The sequence below is a fragment of the Hungatella sp. SL.1.14 genome (assembly GCF_024460495.1).
GTDB lineage: Bacteria > Bacillota > Clostridia > Lachnospirales > Lachnospiraceae > Hungatella > Hungatella hathewayi.
Map to the genome: position 1 here is coordinate 15,635 of NZ_JANFYJ010000004.1, position 20,036 is coordinate 35,670.

Below are 20,036 nucleotides of genomic sequence, written 5' to 3' on the forward strand. Positions count from 1 at the left end.
TCTGGATACGAGTCATAAGAAAGTCCGGGTCTGGCGTACACACCAATGGCGGGTGTGTTCGCCAGACCCGGACTTTCTTATGGCGAGTAGGAAGCCAGACGGACACGAACGATCCCTGGCACCGCCGCCCGCTGTTTTTTCGGCGTACCTCTCTATAGAAACTGACTCTGATACAACTGATAATAAGCCCCCTTCCTCTCCATCAGCTCCTCATGACTTCCCGCTTCCATGATATTTCCCTGGTCAATCACAAAAATGCGGTCGGCCTTTCTTATCGTAGAAAGGCGATGGGCAATCACAAAGGACGTGCGCCCCTCAAGAAGCGCCTCGATTCCCTTCTGCACCAGCAGCTCCGTGTGGGTATCGATGCTGGAAGTGGCCTCATCCAGGATCAGAATTCCCGGCTTTGACAGCATGGTCCTTGCAAATGCCAGCAGCTGCCGCTGTCCGATCGAAAGCCTGGCGCCCCTCTCACTGATTTCGGTGTCGTAACCGTGTTCCAGCTTCATAATAAAATCATGGGCGTTTACCGCCCTGGCCGCTTCCATCATCTCCTCGTCCGTGGCATCCAGGCGTCCGTATTTAATATTATATTTAATGGTACCGGAAAACAGGAAATTATCCTGTGTCATGATACCCATCTGACTCCTCAGGCTCTTAAGCGTCACCTTTTTAATGTCGTGGCCATCGATCAGCACCCGCCCGTCCGTCGTCTCATAGAACCGGCTGAGCAGATTCACAATCGTCGTCTTCCCCGCACCTGTGGGGCCCACCAGTGCAATGGTCTCCCCCTGACGGATATGAAAATTCACATCCTTCAGGATCATGCGCTCCGGCTCATCGTCGTAGGCAAAGGAAACGTGTTCAAAATCCACCGTTCCCTCAATTTCCGGCAGCTCCGCCGCACCCGGGCAGTCGCGGATTCCGGCTTCCGTATCGATGATATCGAATATTCGCTCCGCCGCCGATATATTGGTAGTCAGCTTGTTATAAAAATTGGCAAGGTTCCGGATCGGGCTCCAGAACATGGCAATATAGGTTGAAAAGGCAAGAAATGTACCAATGCCGACCTCCCCCACGCCGATCACGCGGATGCCGATAAAATACAGCAGAAATCCGCCCAGCCCCCAGGTGATCTCCACCACAGGCCCAAATCCGTCCGCCACAACGACAGCGTCGATAAACGCCCGGTAATGCTGCTCCACCAGATCATAGAATACGGCCCTCGTCTCCCGCTCTGCCGCAAAGCTCTGAATCACCCGGATCCCGGAGAGATCCTCATGCACATAAGCGTTTAAATTGGAAGTCTTTTTTCTGTAAATCTGCCACCGCTTATGGGCCGTCGTCTCAATCACCAGCATCCCCACCACCAGAATCGGGAGCGTCAGAAGTGCCGCCATGGCCAGCTTGTAATTCTTAATCAGCATGATAACCGCGACACAGACCACCGTAATTAAATCCGGGATCAGCTGAGTCACGCTGTCTGACAGCACATCCTTTAAGGAATTCACATCACCGATGATTCTGGCCAGTATTTTCCCGGTGGGACGGCTGTCGAAAAATCCAAAGCTCAGCGTCTGAATATGCTGGTACAGCTCGTCTCTGATATTTAAAAGGACCTTGTTTGAAACATCCGACATGATGTACATGCGGACCTTGGTTCCAGCCAGGAAGAAGAGAAACATCACCACCGCCAGAGCCCCCAGCCTAAGCAGTCCGTTCACATCTCCGGATGCCACACAGACATTGATCGCGTACTCCATCATGATAGGAGTCGCCATGCTGATGGCAATCGTTCCCGCCATAATGAGAAGAACTGCCGCTATTTGCTTTTTATAAATCAGAAGGTACCGGAACAACCGGATGATCGTATCCTTTTTCAGTACTTCCTTCTGTTCTTCGTCGACTCTGCTTGTATTTACTGACATGACTGTACCTCCTCTCCATACTGCACCTGATAAGTCCTGTAATACTGCCCCTTCTTCGCCATCAGCTCCTCGTGAGTCCCCCGCTCGATGATTCTGCCGCCCTCCAGAATCAGTATTTCATCCGCATGGCGAACCGCGGAAATCCGGTGGGCGATGATGATTTTGGAACTGTCCTTCTGCGTCTTCAAACGACGCTCAATCTCTTTCTCAGTCTCCATATCAAGCGCCGACGTGGAATCATCAAGGATCAGAAGGGGAGTCCTTTTGGCGATCGCCCTGGCGATGCTGATTCTCTGCTTCTGTCCGCCGGAAAGCCCCACGCCGCGCTCTCCGATCACCGTATCGTACTTCTCTCCCAGCTTCATAATAAAATCATGGGCCTCCGCACAGACAGACGCTTCCTCCACGCTCTCCCACTCAGTTGCATCCCGGTTTCCGGTCTTGATATTGTCCGTGATCGTGTCGGAAAACAGAAAGACATCCTGCATCACCACCGTGGTCTGGCTCCTCAAGAGGGACAGCGGCAGCTTCCGGATATCGATGCCGTCTAACAGAATCTCTCCGTTCGTCACATCGTAAAAGCGCTGGGTTAAGTTGACAATCGATGTCTTACCAGACCCGGTCACTCCCATGATACCCAGTGTTTTCCCCTTTTTCAGCGTAAAATCGATGTCTGTCAGAATTCTGGAACCGTACAGATCAAAATCCACATGTTTAAACTGAAGCTCTCCCTCGATTTTTTCAGGGACCACCGGGGCATCCGGTTCCGTGATGTCCGGCTTCTGGGCCATAATCCTTTTGATCTTCTTATTGGAAGCCATGGCCGCCGCAAAGTCGTTGCTGAGCCATCCGACCATCTCCATCGGCCAGATGATATTGTTGGCATACTCTGAGAACGCCCCCAGCTCTCCGATGGTGATACGTTTTTGAATCACCATGATGCCGCCGACCACGATGATCGCCATCAGCATCACCTTGGAAAGGAAAGACACGTTAGGCTGATACTTGACGATCAGCTTCGCCTGCTCCATATTTAAATCGTAATACCGCTTGTTGTGGCGTTTGAACCGGTCAATCTCGTAATCCTCTCTCGCAAACGCCTTCACCGTCCGCACACCGGCCAGGTTCTCCTGAGCGACGGTATTGAGCTCCGCCGTCTGCTCGCTGATCTTGTCGTAGACCTGACCGAGACCATTCTCCATCTTTAAGCCGTACCAGGCGATTACCGGCATGACGAGCAGCGGAATCACGGTCAGGGCAGGACTTAAGCGAAACATGCAGGTCATGATAATCACCGTGTGAATGGTACATTCAATGATCAGCATCCCGACAAAGCCCATGGCATTCCAGATGCGGTCCACATCGTCCTTCACACGCGCCATCAGCTCTCCCGTGTTATGACTGTCGAAATATCCCATAGACAGTGTCTGAATATGGTCAAAGAGATCTTTTCTCAGCCTGCTTCCGATTCCCGACGCCGAGTAGTCGAAGATAAATTCTTTTACGTACTGGAAAATGGCTCTCCCAAAGCCAATCCCCAGCAGCCCCAGCAGCAGCCGCATAAGCAGCTCCAGCCTGCCGCCGACAATGACATCATCAATGATGTGCCTCGTGATCTGAGGTGACGCTGCATCCAGCAGAATGCTCACTACCATGGCCGCGATAGCCACCACGTAAAGGATCCCGTACTTCTTTACATACTTCCCTAAATTTCTCATGTTGCTCCCCCTTTTGTCTCTTTTACGCCATATGCGGCTGCCCGCAAATCTATCGGCAAATTGCCGTGAAAACCATGAAAACTATGAAAAACGCGAAAAAGCCGTCAAAAACAGCAATTTGCGGCTTTTAACGGCTTTTGGCCATAAAAATAACCGCAGTCCAGTTCAGACTGCGGCATAATGATTCAAATTCAGATAACACACTGACTTCCATACGATATCATGGCAGCTCAGAGACCGAATTCTCTCTTAAGGCAGACTGACTGTTTGTTATGATTGATCATTCCACTGCTAATTCTACAAGATTTCATAGTTCTGCCTCCTTTTCCTTTAATCGGTAATCTAGTTACTAGAATACTGCCACTTTCCTGTTCTGTCAAGCACTTTCTGTTTTTCAGAAAAAACAGTTAATATTCCAGCACAACTTCGATCCTGTCTTTTGCCCGGCTGTAATAGTAAACTTTTTCTGAGAGAAAGTCCTCATCTGCCGGCATCTCCCTGTTTAGATTCTTTAAACTTTCCTGTATCGTCTCGGGATATACCTTCTCGCAGTTATGGATCGCCGCCTCGTGCATACTGGTAAACGCAATGTACAAGTCGTTCCCCATCAGCTCTCCCAGCCGCTTCGCCACTCCCGGCAGGAAGATGGCTACCGCCCCGTTTATCTGACTCTTCGTCGTGACAAACGTGGCGCAGGCGCCCCCGTCCAGTCTGACATCCGTATCCCGTTCCATAAAAATACCGTAGTCCTTATCCCGGAACCGCTCGACCTCCAGCCAGTTGAACAGACGCGGAGGAAAGAGCCTGTAAGTATTCTCCATAGCGTCGTTCATCACCTGTTCCCTGCTCTTATCCCAGCCCTCGCATACCACCTTCGGCACCATGGAACTCGTATACAGACCGCCGAAATTCCCGATGCTCACGTAAAGCGTCAGAGCAATATCCCCTGTCACCTCGTAAACGCCTTCCTCCAGCTTCTTTGCATTTCTCTCATAATTGAGGGGACGGATCACCAGATACTCCCGAATGGCCTCATAGTCCTCCATATGACCCAAAGGACTGCTTTTCTCAATCTCTCTGCAGCGCTCCAGACAGTCGGAAGCCTCTGACAGAAGTTCCTCCATCCCCTTGCCCATCTGGAAATCATGGTAGATCTCTGCCATATGGAACCGCTGGATATGGGTCCCGGAACCGTCTCCGTTTAACTCCACCACCAGCAGATCCTCCGCCTCTTCTGCTTCACCGCCTTTTTGCAGCGTGACCTTCGCGCCCCATTCCTCTGTCATCAGAATAAGGAACGCCTGAAACTGCTCCACAAACTCCAGATACTCTTTTGTCTCTCTCTCTTTTTTCATCGTGCATTGCCCTTCTCTTTCTTAAATTTCCTGTAATCATGAGAACTTCATGGATTAAAGGATTTGTAAGGGAATAAAAAATGCCCGGCATTTCATGGAAAATACGCGCAGTTCTCCTTCGTCGGGAACGCGCCCAAAATACATGATTCCATCTTTCATTATACGTTTTAAGTGTAAAAATTACAATACTGGAAACAGGTTGCCGAACCGGCAGAACAGAATCAGAACTTCAGAATGATATTATTATAAACCGGAACAGCGGTACTGTCAATGACTACGTGCTCATAAAACCGGATATTTTTCAACCTATTTTTCAACAAAAAACGCCATTTCAAACGGCCGGCGCATGATCTGCCGCCGGCCGTCTGTCACAGTCCTTTACTCTCTGCCGATTACAAAGCTGAAGGTAATATCCTTCTCACCGCTTACGCAGTATTCCGGATACACCGGCGCACCCCAGCTGTCGTCTCCGCCGACTCCCCGCATGGCCGCCAGGATATTGACGACCGTATACCGGGGCTGAGGCAGTTCCTCTATGTGGGCGGCATGCTCCAGTTCCTCCGCCGTATAGGGAAGAACGGAGCCCTCAAACGGGCGGCCTTCTGCGGTAAACCGGATCGAATGCCCTGCTTCGTCCGTCACCTTCAGCCACCTGATGCCGGTGCGGTTTCCGCATTCCTGCGGAACAAGGTACCGTGACACACTGTCTGCCGCCGTACTCTTATAGATTCCGAGACGCGCGCCGGCGTTTCTGTCACAGTAATTCTCCTCAGGTCCCCGACCGTACCATTCGAATCCGCCGCCTGTTCCGCTGATACAAAATCTCATGCCGAAAAGCGGCAGCTCCGGCAGACCCTCCCGTCCAAAGTAACGGGCCGTGGTTTTTATCCTGCCTTCCTCGTCCACCTCGTAAACGACCTCCGTCACAGTCTCAGGCACCGTGGTCAGTCTGTAGGTATAGGAGACCCGAACGCAGTCTTTCCCCTCTTCCACCACACAGGTTTTGCTGTCGTAAAGAGGGAAGCTTCCGGCCCCGTACCACACGGCGCTGGATACAGAGAATTTATTGCCTCTGTCGTTATCTGTCGTTGCTCTCCAGTACACAGGCATGGGAAGCTTCCCGATCCATTCCCGGCCGTCATAGACAAGGGACACGATACCGCCCTCCTGCTTCGAGAAGATCACATGGAAGCCATCGCCCTTCACGCCGATATTGACATCGCCGTGTATCACTGTAAACGGAACACCGCCCGCGTCAGCACGGTTCTCCCCGGCGCATTGATCATCGCTGCCAATCACCCGGCAGCTTTCGCCGAAGGCCGTCTCATATCCCGCAGCCGCCCACCGTTCCTCTCGCTTTAATACCGCGGATACCTGGTACACATACTCCCCGGGCTCTGTAAGTTCAGGAGCTGATACGCTGACGTATTCCCGCTCTCCCGGCTTTACCTGCGCACAGAATCTCTCAGAATGCAGGGGAACTCCGTCTCTCAGCGCCAGCCAGACAAATTCCAGGTCGGAAGTATCGGTGAACAGTCTCCTGTTTTCAATCTCCGCACCACCCGCATCCGGAACCAGCTTAAGGTCCTGGTAGAGAGCCTTCACCTCCTGCGCCTTCGGCGAAATGGTTCTGTCCGCATAGACAATCCCATTGCCGCAGAAATTATAATCAGTCGGCCGGTCGTTAAAATCTCCGCCGTACGCCATGTGTTCCACGCCGTTCTCGTCAGTCTTCATCAGGGCCTGATCCACGTAGTCCCAGATGAAACCGCCCTGATACATGGGATACCGGTCCTCCAGCGAGGTGTATTTCTCCATGCCGCCCAGGGAATTGCCCATGGCGTGCATATATTCACACAGGATAAACGGCTTCTCCGGTTCCCCCTCAAGGTACGCCTCCACCTCCGCCGGCTTTGCGTACATGCGGCTCTCCATATCGCTGGTCTCATTGAATTCACGGTTCCAGAAGACGCCCTCATAGTGAACCAGCCTGGACGGATCCCGCTCCTTAAAATACTTCGACATGGCGAGAATATCTTCGCCCGCATACGACTCATTTCCACAGGACCAGATCAGGACGGACGCGTGGTTCTTATCACGCTCCAGCATGGACTTTGCGCGGTCCACCACGCACTCCTTCCACTCCGGAAGGCTTCCCGGCACGTTCCAGGAAGGCTCACAGGCCCCCATCTTCTGCCAGGAGCCATGACTCTCCAGATTCGCCTCGTCGATCAGATAGATCCCGTATTCATCACAGAGCTCATACCATCTTGACTGGTTGGGATAGTGGCAGGTACGGACCGCATTGATGTTGTGGCGCTTCATGAAGCGGATATCCCACAGCATATCTTCTTCCGTGACTGCACGTCCTCTCCGCACATCGAACTCATGGCGGTTGATGCCGCGGAATACAATCCGTTTCCCGTTTAAGCACATGAGACGGTCTTTCATCTCGAAACGGCGGAAGCCCAGCTTCTGGGGAACGACCTCGACGATCCTGCCTTTTTCATCGTACAGAATTACAGTCAGCGTATAGAGAAAGGCATCTTCCCCGCTCCAGAGATGAACCTCCGGCACGCTTCCTGCAAAGGATATGTTTTCCCCGGCAGGCATGCGCTCCCAGACGGCGGCTGTATTTCCCTCCCGGTCGGTCAGCAGGGCCGATACACTGCCCTTCCTGCTGCCTTCCAGCGTCAGATCCACCGTGAGTTCTCCGGTCTTTAAGTCCTCCAGAACGCCGGGATGGACAAACATGTCACGCACATGGCATTCCGGCACCGCGTAAAGATACACCTCCCGGAAAATACCGGAGAACCGGAAGAAATCCTGGTCCTCGATCCAGCTGGCGCTGCTTCTCTTATAGACCTCCACCGCCAGACGGTTGACCCCATCCTTTACGAAATCCGTGATTTCAAATTCAGAGGGAGTAAAGGAATCCTCGGAATATCCGACGAAGCGGCCGTTTACCCATACGTAAAAGGCGCTCTCCACTCCCTGAAAGGACAGAAACAGCCTCTTATTCTTCAGGGCCGCATCCGTCTCAAATTCCTTCACATAGCTTCCGACAGGATTATCCTCCCAGTCCACGTGGGGCGGCTTAAGCTCCGAATGACCTTCCCACGGATACATCGTGTTAATATACTGACATTTCCCATATCCCTGCAGCTCTATATGGCCGGGAACCGTAATTTCTCCAAAATCACCGAGACTTCTCTCAGGCAGATAAAAATCCTTTTTCCGCTGCTCCGGCTTTGGGGCGTAGGAAAATTTCCATGTTCCGTTTAAGGACTGACGAAGCTTCATGATGCCGCCGTCCGCCTCCTCCCTGCTCTCATAGAACCGGTGGTCGGAATGTGCCTCCAGGCGGTTTACCGCAAACACCTCCGGATTCTCGAGCCAGGCTAAATCGGCATGATACTGATCCATAAATATATCCTCCTTTTTCACGTCTATTATAGGGCTGTCTGCCAAAAGAATCCATCTCTTTTTTTACGATTTTCTGCAATTTTCTACTCTTTGACAGCACCGGCCGCAATTCCCGCCAGGATGTATTTCTGGAAGAACAGATAGATCACGATGGTCGGCAGCATGATGATGATGATTCCCGCCGCCAGGTTCTGCCAGGAGCCCTGCTGGGCGTTGGCATAATTCATCAGGAACGTGGTCAGCGTCCGCAGCTTGTTCTTCGGCATATAGAGGTATGGAATGTACATGTCGTTGATGATGGTAATCGCCTTGATGATCACGACCGTGGCCGTGGCCGGAGCCAGCAGCGGGAAGATAATTCTCGTAAACAGGCCGAAATACGAACAGCCATCCAGCAGCGCGCTCTCATCTAAGGAAACGGGAAGCGTGGAGATAAACTGGCGGTAAATGTAAAGCTGCATCAGATCTGAGGCCACATAGATGACGATCGGCGCCCCCAGCGTGTTATACAGCCCCAGACCGTTGATAATCTTGAAGCGGGCGATCTCTGTGACGAAGCTTGGAATCAGCATCCCCAGGAAAAACAGGCTCATAATCAGCTTTTTAAAACGGAATTGAAACCGCTCAAGGATAAACGCCGTAATGGTGCCGAATAATACGTTGAAGAAAATGCTGAAAACGAGTATGATGCCCGTATTTTTAAAGCCGATCAACAGGTATTTGTCTCCCAGCACCTTCTGGAAGTTATCCGTGGTCACACGGCTTAACGGAGGCAGTAACAGGGGGGAGGTATTAACCATATCCGCCTTTGTCTTAAACGCGGCAAACAGTGTTAAAAGAATCGGAGCCAGCACGATGGATACCATGCAGAGGCAGATCACCTGTTTTATAATTTGCTGCAGTGTGCGCTGTTTCATCCTTTCTTCCCTCCTTTTAATACGATTCCGTGGATAATCTTATTCTGAACCACGTAAATGATGACGATCATGAGCATGATAGCCACCGCCATGGTAGAAGCCAGGCCGAAGTTGCTGTATTTGAACGCCGTGTCAATGGTATAGAGCGTGAAGGTCGAGGATGCATACCCCGGACCGCCGCTGGTCATAACGTAAGGAATATCGAATACCTGAAGCGCGCCGCGGATATTGTCAAACAGGACAAAATCCACCATCAGCATAATGGCAGGAATCTGAATGTATTTGAACATCTGCCATGCGCTGGCCCCGTCAACCCGGGCCGCCTCCTGCACATCCTGCGGAAGGGACTGAAGCGCCGCCATAAACAGGATCACGTGATACCCCGAGAAACGCCATAAGGAAACGCCTGCCAGCACGAAGTTCACAATCTTCGGGTCTGAGAGCCAGTTTCTGATTAACGGTTCTAAATGGAACAGAGTCAGAATCTCATCAAAGGCTCCGTTGATTGGTGAAAAGAAATAGGAAAATGCATAGGAAATCGCCACGCCATTGATGATATACGGCATAAAGACCATAGTCTTATAGAACTTCGCGGCGCGGAGCTTAGAAGTCAGCAGGACGGCGAACATCAGCTCAATGGGAATAAAGAGCAGATGACCGAAGAAATAGACCGCATTGTTTCTCAGTGACTGCCATAAATCCTTGTTTTTCAGCATGTCAAAATAGTTGCCGATGCCGATGTAATCGTACGTCTTCGAATAGCCGTCCCAGTTGGTGAAGCTCATTCGGATCAGATCGAAGGCCGGTACCACCACAAAGCCGATCAGAAGAGCCATGGGGATGACCAGGGAACTGATGATAAATATCTTTTTCTGTCTTTCCAGTGAATTCATAACTAACCTCCCGGATTGGATTGATTTTACGGAATTTGGGGTATAAAAAGGATGGGGCGTCTGTACGGAAACCCCATCCCCTGTTACAGAGTCTTATTTAATTCCAAGTTTTGTCCTTGCTTCCGCCCATTTTGTATTTAAAGTATCGAGTTCTGCCTTTAAGTCAAAACCTTCCGTAAACATCTGAGCTCCCAGTTTCTTGTAATCGAAGGCGATCTCATTCTGAATTGCCTGGAAATCATCTCCGCCGCCGTCATACATAACCAGTTCCATATCAGGCTGCAGCGCGTCAGCTTCTGCCAGGATCGGATCTTTCTCCTTCGGGAAATTCGTCATGGAGGAGGCGCTGGTTACATAGTTAATGTATCCGGGATACCAGTCTTCGCTGTAGAACCACTCCACAAATGCCTTCGCCAGCTCCGGATTCTTGCTGTGTGTCGTCACGCCCATGAAGGAATCGCCCTGTACGATCACGCGGAACGGATCACTGGAGGTATCTCTGACCGGAAGATAGAAGGTTCCCAGTTCTGAATAGTCATCCGTACCGGACTGGATGTTCTGTAATCCCCAGTCTCCGAGAGCCAGGATGGCCGCTTTCTTCTGTGCAAACAGCGCGGTTACCTGATCGTTGCCCATGCCCAGAGGATCTTTTCCGAACACGTCCATATTGAAGAGCTCATTGACCTTCGTATAGGCCTTGTTGATATCCGTCCCCTCTGCGAACGGCGCGTCGGATTTGGCCATATCATTCCAGTTCTGGCCGTTGCCGCCCTCTAACGCAGGCATAAATTCCATATAAGGATAATCCGGCCATTCGTCCTTCGCACCGAGGGCGATCGCCATGAAATCCGGGTTGTCTTTTCCGTAGTAATCCTGAAGCGTCTGCGCCGTCTGCTCAAATTCGCTCCATGTAGTCGGCACCGTCACACCCGCTTCCTTAAACATGTCTTTCCAGTAAAATACGTATTCGTAGCCTGCTGTAAGCGGAACGCCCAGGATCTTGCCGTCTAAGGCATAGCCTGCTGCCAGTTCATTATTCTTTGTGGCCTCCAGATCCGATAAATCAACGAGATAATCTTTGAATCTCGACAGTGTGAATGGTTTGTTAAACATGACATCCGGAAGCTGGTTGGCGGAAGTACGCATCTTCATGGCGTTCCAGTACTCGGAATCGTCCTTGATCTTCTCCACTTCGATTTCCGCATCCGGATACTTCTCCTGGAACTTGCCTACCATATCGTTCTGATCAATATAGTCCATCAGGTTGTTGTCCCAGATGGCAAATACCAGATTTCCCTTTAAATCCGCCCCGGCCGCCTCCGTATCGGGAGCCGCTGTTGTATCCGTCTGTCCGCCCGCCGTAGTGGCCGCGTCAGCCGCAGGTGCCTTTTCTGTCTCCTTCGAAGCCGTGGCTGAACAGCCTGTCGCCGCTCCCACCGCCATCGCCGCGCAAAGTCCTAATGCCGCAATCTGTTTCTTCATGTTTCTTACCTCCCTTAGTTTGTTGATGGTTCAAGTTTACCATTTTCATCCACGCATCTCCATGAACTAAGGTTTGAAAACTTGATATATCGTTAGGTCTTTTATTTCCGGTATGCTCCCGGGCTGACCTGACAGATCTTTTTGAATACTCTCGTAAAATGTTCCACACTGTTATACCCCACACTCTGGCTGATCTCATAAATTTTCAAATCGGTCTGCTCCATCAGCTCCCTGGCCTTCCGGATCCGCACCTCGGTTAAGTAGTTGCTGAAGGTCATTCCCTCCTCCTTTGTAAACCGGGAGCTGAAGTATTTCTCATTTAACCCCACATATCCGGCCACGCTTCCCAGCGTCAGCTCCGGGTTGGAGTAATTATCCATAATAAAGCGCTTTGCCCTGCTCATCATATCCGCCTGGCGCCGGTCATTCTGATGTGCCGCATAATCCATCACCCAGCGGAAATAATTGTTAAGCCACAGTTCCAGACTCCCCATCTCCTCCAGCCGGCCGATCTTCTCGTAATAATTCACCTTTTCCGCAAAAAGGGCTCCGATATCGTCGTGACTCTCGTTCAGGAGCCAAGCCAGATTACAGATGAGGCAGAGGATCTCCTTCTTTGCCGAAGAAAGCCCGCTCCCGTAAAAAACTGCGATCAGCTTCTGCTTTTCCTCCGAAACCGTCATCTCATCTGCGGTCAGAAGCCCTGCTGCCAGACGCTTATACCGGCTGAAGGAATTCCTTGCCTCTAAGTAGTCCACGCTGTCCTTCTCCCACGGGCTGCACACTGCCGCTCTCCCCTTCAGCCAGTGGAGAGAGAGCCAGCCCCCGGCTTCCTCGAACCTGGAGAGAAAATCCCCCGCTCCGCTTCCTCTGGTGCTGATTCCCGCTGAAACGGGAAGATTTAAGAAATTATTCCAGACACTGCACATCTGTCTGCAGGTAGAAACCGCATTATCCTGATACTGTCCCGCATCCAGAATCCGGTAGAGCATCACGTAACGCGACGGAGATATCGTCCCCAGCACACACCGGGAGACCACCCGCGGAATCTGAGCCGCAAACTCCAGCAGAGGCCTGATCAGCTTTCCTTCAAAATCTCCGGCAAATCTCCCGGCATGCTTCTGAAAGTCATCGATTTCAAACTGCACGACCAGATACTCCCCTGCCAGGAATTCCTCATCCAGTTCGCACTTTCCCATGGCCATGGCGGCCAGACGCTCAGAATCCGATATTTTTTCCCTGCTTTCCTCCGCGCTGTTCTGCCTTCCGGTCTCTTCTTCACTCTCCCACTCTCCGTTCAGACCTTCCAGCATATTTTTCAGCAGCTCTCCGTTTAAATCGGCCTTAAGCAGATAGTCGCAGGCGCCGAGCCGGAAGGCGTCCCGCACCAGCTTAAAATCATCGTATCCGCTGAGGACCAGAACCTTCGGCATAACATCAAAACGGCTGACCGCCTCCAAAAGCCCAATCCCGTCGAGAACCGGCATCTTCATATCGCTGATAATCAAATCCACCGTATGGTTCTTTAAATACTGAAGCGCCGCTTCCCCGTGGATGGCGTCTGCCGCAATCTGAAACCCCAGCTCCTCCCAGTTAATGAGAGAGCGAAGGGTAATTCGGATTATCGTATCGTCATCTACAATTAATACCTTCCTCATATTAATCCCTCCCAGCCGCCGGAATCCGCAGAACCGTCTCCGTATACCTTCCAACTTCACTCCGTATCTGAAGTGTGCATTCATCTCCGTAGTTCAAAACAAGACGCGTATTGACGTTCGTCACTCCGATGCTTACGTAGTCCTCATTTTCCGCAGTCTCGTTCGACAGCAGACGGCGGATTTCCTCCTCTGTCATCCCTTTTCCGTTGTCGCGGACCGTGATGTACAGATATTGATCCTCAAGACGGGCCCTCACCGTAATTTTCCCCAGTTCCTCTTCCTGCCCGGAGAATCCGTGGACGATGGAGTTCTCCACAATCGGCTGGAGGATCAGCCGGGGAACCATACAGCTTCCGCAGCCTTCCCCGATTTCATATTCGATCTCAAAACCGTCGGAATATCGGATCTTCATGAGATAGATAAAGCCATCCAGCACTTCCAGCTCCTCATCCAGAGTATAAAAGCCCACATTGCTCCGGAATGAGCAGGACAATATCTTAATCAGCGCCTCTGCCATCCTGGCGATCGCCTCATACCTGGACACCTGTGCGATAAATCGGATGGAATTTAAGGAATTCACCAGAAAATGCGGATTGATCTGCGACTGCAGTGCCCGGATCTCCGCCTCGTGTTTCTTCTGCTGTTCCTCTTCGTTCTCCTGCATCAGCTGCTTCAGCCGCCTCGTCATACGGTTGAAGGAATGAATCATGACACGGAGTTCAGCCTGTCCCACCGGAACCACATGGACATCCAGCCTGCCCTCCTCCACCAGCCTCATCCCTTCCACGGTGTTGTGGATAGGATCGATGATATTCTTTAAAAAGTAACTGGAAAACAGATAGAACAATCCGAATAAGACGACCGTTACCGCCACGATCACAGCGGCTATCCGGGTAAAATCCCGGGTCAGCAGTTCGGAATCGACCACGCTGACGGCAAGGAGCCCCGTATCCGGTTCCTCGGAGATGACGTATACGTAACTCTTACCGTCCAGCTTATGGTGCAGTTCTGTCTCTCCTCCCGAGATAATCTCCGGAATGAAGAAGCGCATGCCGTCGTTGACGTCAAACACCGGAGTCCCATCCGGATTTAAGAGCATGGTAACCCCCAGCAGCTTCTCCTTGTTGTACTCCTTTATTAAGTTTCCGGTCTGGGACGATACAAACAGAGCCGCCATCTCCACCACATTATCGCGGTCCACGTCGATCCCCGGGGAAAGTCCCGCCACTATGGTCAGCATGTGGGCTTTTCGCGAGGCCGTAACGTTTCTGTCGTAAAAGCCGACTTTTACCATATTCTTATCGTTCAGGGCCTGCTGGTACCAGGACGCGGCCTTGATCTCCTCGTCCGGCAGAATGATATCGTCCTTCATATAGGTAGATTCCCCATCCTTCATATAAAAGACGGCAGATAAAATATCCTGTACCGGAACCATGGCGAAGTTAAAGGACTCTGACAGCATACGCGCCGCACTGTACCGTTTCGTAAAGTCCTGCGTATCGGTCATCGCCGCAATTTTCATAATTTCATTGTCATTGACATAGACGAAATGGGACAACCGCAGGGAGACATCCTTCACCTCGCCGCCCAGAGTGGCTATGATATTGTCCTGGGCGCGCTTAATGCTGCGGGTTGCTGAATCGATCATCATCGTACGGATGATGGCGATAGAAATGATGATGATAAGCAGAATAGGGATGACAATGAGGGCGAGAAACGTGTGATAATAAGAAGCCTTCAGATTCTTCTTTTTATTCAGCCACATCATTTCCCGCCCTCCGGTTCTGCCAAATTTGTAAATAGTATTTCATATTATACAACAGCAAAATCATAAAATCAATAAAACGGCTGGTATTTGTATGCCTTCTTCCTGAACCATGCCTGAGGATTAATCCGCCTTCACAAACGTCTCAATCCTCGTCTCAATCCGTATCTTCTCCCCCCTGCGAATCCTGTACGCAACCGCAGGAATGGAGGCGTTCGCATAGAGCACATTCGTATTGGGATCGGCCCCGATCACGACGCCGGCAGCCTCCGGCCCCTCGCCGGATACGGTACAGCCCTGTTTCTCCCAGGACACGGAGGCGGTCTTTCCTTCCGCCAACTCTCCATACCCTTCTGTAAACTTCTCCACAGCAAAGCCGCAGTCATAGGCAGTACAGTCGTAATCACTCTCCACCTCGTGGATTCTCATGTGTCCGTACTCCGTCGGTATCACCACCGAGGTCACTCTGATTCCCGGAAACGCCTGCCAGTCGCTGACCACCCGGTCCGCAAAGATATGATAGGATTCGCTTACCTTCCTGACAAACACGTAATCGTCGCCGTCGATTACGAAAGCCAGCGCGGAATCCGGCGCATTCTCATGAAGCACGATCTGGCTGCGGGCCACGGAAAATCCAAATTTCGTGGAATATGCAAATTTAGAGTATTTTTCCGGCACATGGCCGTGACCGTATTTTTCACATACACCGGCCGGATAAGCGGTCACATCCCTTCCGCGCCGCTGCACAATCATATTGGCCTGAAGCATCATTTTCACCTCTGCCAGAGCAGGAAGCGGCGCCGCTTCCACGCTCCAGAACGGATGCTCATCCGGCAGCGCCAGGCACAGAAGCGTCTTCATTCCCCAGTACGGCGACCCCGGCGCATTGTAGCGCTCTGCCATAATCAGGTTTGGATACGCGTAGCCGATGGTCAGCACGCCGTCCCGGTCGAAGATCTTCTGCCCGCACCACCAGTTCAAATGGCGGGCGAGAATTCCCTTTACCACAGCCACAGGAATCTCATCAAGACCTGCGAACACATAGGCTGACCAGAATGCCGCCTCACCGAACCGGTAGGACAGGCTCCTTCCATAAGGAAGCGCCGCCCCATCCTCATCGAACCAGTAGATAAAATCCCCGGCAAAGATTTCAGCCCGTTCCTTAAACCGTGCGCATCGTTCCGGGTCCTCATCAGCCATTGCCACGGAATACAGAAGTCCATAGTAATGCATGGCAAATGAGATATAATAATCCTTCTGTCCCGACGCTCCATCCCGGTACCAGCCGTCTTCCAGATAGTAGCTTTCGATCTTATCCAGACCGGACTGCAGATTTTCCGCGTCATAGCGGCAGCCGTTCTTCTTAAGCGCCACATTGACCAGAATCATAAAAAACTGCCAGTTGCAGTCCGGTATGATATGCCCGTTGATGCCGTAAAGCCAGCCTGCCAGGTGGTTCTGTTCCTCCTCGCCAAGTGGTTCCCAGACCTTTTCCGGCGTAAAGATCATTCCGCTCGCGATGGCCGCCATTTCCACGAACCGCTGGTCGTAATCCGTAAAGCCGCCCCAGTATTCCGGGTGATCCGGATCGGTTCCGTTCTTAAGTCCCTTCTGATAAAGTTCCTCAAAGCCGTCTCCTCCGCCCTTCCAGAAGGGAACCAGAGCCCACAGCGGCCGGGAAAATGCTTCCATCTCGATGCTGACCTCCGGATAGGTTACTCCGCTGTCTCCCAGATGCAGCCTGGCTCCGCCCTCGCTGTACAGTGGTTTTAAAGGATTCAGAACGGAAAACATCCAGTCCCGGAAATCCTGTTTTGTCTCTAATCTCATGTTCCTTCCGCCTCCTCTACCAGTATGGATTCCAATCCTTCGAAAGTCTTGTCAGCGCTTCCATATAGAAGTAATCGCCCCAGATGTTACACTCGTCGACTCCCTCCGGAGTACACGTATTATATGGAGATTTCTTGGAGTAAGTACTGTGCAGGACCAGTCCGTTCGACTCCTCCGGGCTTTTAACCGCGTAGTTCTCCACGACTGACTTCATTATTTTCTCAGCAAGGGAGGTGTAGTATATTGCATCCTCCTCCTTTAAGTATCTGGCCATTTCCAGCATTCCGCAGGCGGCAATGGAGGCAGAGGAAGAATCCCGGGGCTCACCGGAACCGTCTCCGAATTCCAGATCCCAGTAGGGCACAAGATCCTCCGGCAGATGATCCAGAAAATATCCCGTTACATGCTTAAAATCGTCGATATACTCTTCCCGCTTCGTGTAGCGGTAAGCCATCGCCGTACCGTAGACTCCCCACGCCTGGCCTCTCGCCCACGCGGAGCCATCCCGGTATCCCTGGCAGGTCGCCCCGTGATCGGGTTCCCCGGTCTCCATATTCATGAAAAAGGTATGCCATGTGGAATAGTCCTCACGGATGACATTGGCGATCGCCGTATGGATATGCTTCTCTGCGATATCCCGGTATTTTTCGTCGCCGGTCTCCTCCGATGCCCAGTAGAGCAGAGGCAGATTCAGCAGACAGTCGATGATAAACCGGTAATTCTCCGGCTGATCCATCGGTCCCCACGCCTGAATAAATTCTCCCGTCGGATGGTATCTGGTGATCAGCTGATCCGCCGCCATGACGGCCGCCTTTTTTCCCTGTTCACTTCCAATCAGCTTATATCCTGCGACGCAGGAAGGGCTGTAGAGGAATCCCATGTCATGGTGATCCACATCCTGCTTCCTCTCTATTCGCTGATAAAAGCTGTCGATCTGAATCTCTCCCGCCTGCTTCAGTGCCTCATCCCCGCTCCACTCATAGGCCAGCCAGATCTGGCCGGTCCAGAAGCCCGTCGTCCAGTTGACATTGGGAGTCGGCCTGTAGAACCCCTCCTCACTGTACGCCTTCTTAAAGGAATGCGTAAATTCTTTTAGATTTTCCTTCACCTGTCCTGCGGCAAAATCCATGGCCTGACGGCACGCCTCTTTAGACAGCTCATTCTTTTCCTTCAGACGCCTGATGGTCTCCTCTTTCATGTTCCAAAACCTCCTTGTAATAGTTCTGCATCAGATAAAATGCCGGTTTTTTCCGACTCCTGTCCTCTGTCATCAGTCCCTTGATGTTATATCCCTTCTGGTACTTTCCCAGCCGCTTCGGTGTCCGGAAATCAAACAGAATCCAGGGCGTCGTTCCCTGAATATACGGAATCTTCCGGAACATGGCAATCTGATTTTCATAAATCTCCATCTGTTCTTTTACAGATCCCCTGACACGCCCCGCACTGCTGCCAGCTGTCACTCCGCTTCCAGCCCGTTCTTCCTCGCCGCCTTCCTCAGCCGCAAATGCTCCGTCAGCGCCGAATTCGCTGATGATAACCGGCTTTTCCGGCGCAGACTGTTCCAGTATGGTGCCCAGCTTGCTGTAATCGGGATCGTACCAGCCGTAATACTCATTGAGGCCGATCACATCCAGATGTGCCTCCAGCCTGTCCGCGATCCGCAGGTTCACAGTGTCCACCAGACAGGCCGCGGAAATCAGTCTGGACGGATCAGATTTTCTCGCATACTCCGCCAGATCCGCCATAAAACGGTACCGCTCATCCGTATCCGGATTCTCATTTCCAACCGACCAGATGATGACGCTGGCCCGGTTTGCATCCCGCTTCATCATCTCGCCCAGCTGGCTCTTCGCCTGCTTCCATGTATCCGGATTTGCAAAATCGATCCACCAATATACGGGGATTTCCTCCCACAGAAGAAGGCCTTCCTCGTCGGCCAGCCGCGCCGCCCATTCGGTGTGGGGATAGTGGGCCAGACGGACGAAGTTGCAGTTCATCTCTTTTGCCAGGCAAAACGCCTCCCGTATCTCAGCCTTTGTGACCGCCTTTCCGTGATCCTTGGAATCCTCATGAAGACAGACGCCTCGCAGAAACAGCGGCCTTCCGTTTAAAAGGATGGAACGCCCCTCCGTCTCAATGGTCCGAAAGCCAACGCGGTCCGTGATCTGGTCGATAGCCCGGTTCTCCCCGTCATACAGCGTAAGCACGACGGTATAGAGCCTCGGATGCTCAGGACTCCACAGCTCCAGCTCCGGAACCTTCAGTTTTAGGCCCCCCGTGCCGCCGGAGTTAAAATCCATGATTTCACAGACTCCAATCTCAGGTATTTCAAAAAATGCGCTGAAATCAGAAAAACAGCTTCCGGCCGCCCCTTCCGCCGTAGCTTCCACCGTAATTTCCCGTCCCCGCCTGCCGCTCAGTCCCACCTTCATATCCTGAATAAAAACCTCAGGAAGACGGACGAGAGACACACTCCTGTAGATTCCTCCATACGGGAACCAGTCCGTGTTGAGAGACGGCACATCCGCCTGATGCCTGGTCCCATCCGCCACAACAATCAGCCGGTTGTCCCCGCCTTCCCTCAGATTCTTTGTCGCCTCCACGCAAAAAGGCGTGGAACCGCCTCTGTGAACGCCCAGGAAACAGCCGTTTAAGAACACCCGCGCCTCGCCGGCCACCGCTCCGAACCTTATAAATACCCGCTCATGTTCCCGTCTCTCATAAGAAAACCGGCGGCTGTAAACCGCCGGTCCCTCATAGTAAAAATATTCCGGTTTTGCGAGATTGAAGACGCCCGGAACCGGTACGGTTTCCCAGTCGTCAAATGCATAGTCGAGGGGCACCGTACGTCCTTCCTCATTCGTTTTCTCCTCCAGATACCATTTGGCCCGAAGGCAGTTATCATACAGATCGGGTGAGAAGTTCCAGAGTCCATCCAGGCTCTCTTCCGTTCTCCCACCCTGCATAATCAGGCTTTCCGCCCCGATTAAGGGAGCGGAATAAGCGTTTTTGTATGCCTCATTATGAATATTATCCACGAAATTTTTGATCTCTTCCATCGAAA

At 51.9% G+C, this 20,036-nt stretch carries 12 protein-coding genes; all 12 read right to left on the reverse strand.

Annotated elements, in window-relative coordinates; translation table 11 throughout:
• Positions 1–152: 152 nt before the first annotated feature.
• The 12 genes from NE473_RS05565 to NE473_RS05620 all read right to left on the reverse strand — a co-directional run bounded on the left by NE473_RS05565 (position 153) and on the right by NE473_RS05620 (position 20,031).
• Positions 153–1,928, reverse strand: coding sequence for an ABC transporter ATP-binding protein (locus tag NE473_RS05565; protein ID WP_256265177.1), 1,776 nt, complete (start codon positions 1,926–1,928; stop codon positions 153–155).
• Positions 1,919–3,646, reverse strand: coding sequence for an ABC transporter ATP-binding protein (locus NE473_RS05570; RefSeq protein ID WP_022031043.1), 1,728 nt, complete (start codon positions 3,644–3,646; stop codon positions 1,919–1,921). The genes NE473_RS05565 and NE473_RS05570 overlap by 10 nt, the downstream gene beginning before the upstream one ends.
• A gap of 407 nt (positions 3,647–4,053) precedes the next feature.
• The gene (locus NE473_RS05575) at positions 4,054–5,001 is read right to left on the reverse strand and encodes a DUF5688 family protein (protein WP_256265178.1); all 948 of its coding nucleotides are present in this window, start codon (positions 4,999–5,001) and stop codon (positions 4,054–4,056) included.
• A gap of 378 nt (positions 5,002–5,379) precedes the next feature.
• On the reverse strand, positions 5,380–8,427 hold the full coding sequence (gene lacZ / locus NE473_RS05580; protein ID WP_256265179.1) for a beta-galactosidase, LacZ type: 3,048 nt from the start codon (positions 8,425–8,427) through the stop codon (positions 5,380–5,382).
• 83 nt (positions 8,428–8,510) lie between these two features.
• On the reverse strand, positions 8,511–9,344 hold the full coding sequence (locus NE473_RS05585) for a carbohydrate ABC transporter permease (protein WP_256265180.1): 834 nt from the start codon (positions 9,342–9,344) through the stop codon (positions 8,511–8,513).
• Entirely contained in the window at positions 9,341–10,237 is an 897-nt protein-coding gene (locus NE473_RS05590; RefSeq protein ID WP_006774541.1) for a carbohydrate ABC transporter permease, read from the reverse strand. The genes NE473_RS05585 and NE473_RS05590 overlap by 4 nt, the downstream gene beginning before the upstream one ends.
• Positions 10,238–10,330: 93 nt before the next feature.
• On the reverse strand, positions 10,331–11,719 hold the full coding sequence (locus NE473_RS05595) for an ABC transporter substrate-binding protein (protein WP_118040295.1): 1,389 nt from the start codon (positions 11,717–11,719) through the stop codon (positions 10,331–10,333).
• A gap of 101 nt (positions 11,720–11,820) precedes the next feature.
• Positions 11,821–13,377 carry a response regulator transcription factor gene (locus tag NE473_RS05600; RefSeq protein ID WP_055649725.1) on the reverse strand — a complete coding sequence of 519 codons (1,557 nt, stop codon included), beginning with the start codon at positions 13,375–13,377 and terminating at the stop codon, positions 11,821–11,823.
• A 1-nt stretch (position 13,378) separates the two neighbouring features.
• On the reverse strand, positions 13,379–15,145 hold the full coding sequence (locus tag NE473_RS05605; RefSeq protein ID WP_081034837.1) for a sensor histidine kinase: 1,767 nt from the start codon (positions 15,143–15,145) through the stop codon (positions 13,379–13,381).
• Between the two features lie 120 nt (positions 15,146–15,265).
• Entirely contained in the window at positions 15,266–16,972 is a 1,707-nt protein-coding gene (locus tag NE473_RS05610; RefSeq protein WP_055649726.1) for a DUF2264 domain-containing protein, read from the reverse strand.
• 16 nt (positions 16,973–16,988) lie between these two features.
• Positions 16,989–18,170 carry a glycoside hydrolase family 88 protein gene (locus tag NE473_RS05615; protein WP_055649727.1) on the reverse strand — a complete coding sequence of 394 codons (1,182 nt, stop codon included), beginning with the start codon at positions 18,168–18,170 and terminating at the stop codon, positions 16,989–16,991.
• Positions 18,130–20,031: a glycoside hydrolase family 2 protein gene (locus NE473_RS05620; protein ID WP_055649728.1), complete on the reverse strand. Its 1,902-nt coding sequence runs from the start codon at positions 20,029–20,031 to the stop codon at positions 18,130–18,132. Before NE473_RS05620 ends, NE473_RS05615 begins: the two co-directional genes overlap by 41 nt.
• Between the last annotated feature and the right edge of the window lie 5 nt (positions 20,032–20,036).

Bases quoted from the DNA above. Each gene is read 5' to 3' on its own strand.
- NE473_RS05610 (WP_055649726.1), bottom strand. From the start codon at position 16,972: ATGAGATTAGAGACAAAACAGGATTTCCGGGACTGGATGTTTTCCGTT.
- NE473_RS05615 (WP_055649727.1), bottom strand. From the start codon at position 18,170: ATGAAAGAGGAGACCATCAGGCGTCTGAAGGAAAAGAATGAGCTGTCT.
- lacZ (WP_256265179.1), bottom strand. From the start codon at position 8,427: ATGGATCAGTATCATGCCGATTTAGCCTGGCTCGAGAATCCGGAGGTG.
- NE473_RS05575 (WP_256265178.1), bottom strand. From the start codon at position 5,001: ATGAAAAAAGAGAGAGAGACAAAAGAGTATCTGGAGTTTGTGGAGCAG.
- NE473_RS05590 (WP_006774541.1), bottom strand. From the start codon at position 10,237: ATGAATTCACTGGAAAGACAGAAAAAGATATTTATCATCAGTTCCCTG.
- NE473_RS05620 (WP_055649728.1), bottom strand. From the start codon at position 20,031: ATGGAAGAGATCAAAAATTTCGTGGATAATATTCATAATGAGGCATAC.
- NE473_RS05595 (WP_118040295.1), bottom strand. From the start codon at position 11,719: ATGAAGAAACAGATTGCGGCATTAGGACTTTGCGCGGCGATGGCGGTG.
- NE473_RS05605 (WP_081034837.1), bottom strand. From the start codon at position 15,145: ATGATGTGGCTGAATAAAAAGAAGAATCTGAAGGCTTCTTATTATCAC.
- NE473_RS05600 (WP_055649725.1), bottom strand. From the start codon at position 13,377: ATGAGGAAGGTATTAATTGTAGATGACGATACGATAATCCGAATTACC.
- NE473_RS05565 (WP_256265177.1), bottom strand. From the start codon at position 1,928: ATGTCAGTAAATACAAGCAGAGTCGACGAAGAACAGAAGGAAGTACTG.
- NE473_RS05585 (WP_256265180.1), bottom strand. From the start codon at position 9,344: ATGAAACAGCGCACACTGCAGCAAATTATAAAACAGGTGATCTGCCTC.
- NE473_RS05570 (WP_022031043.1), bottom strand. From the start codon at position 3,646: ATGAGAAATTTAGGGAAGTATGTAAAGAAGTACGGGATCCTTTACGTG.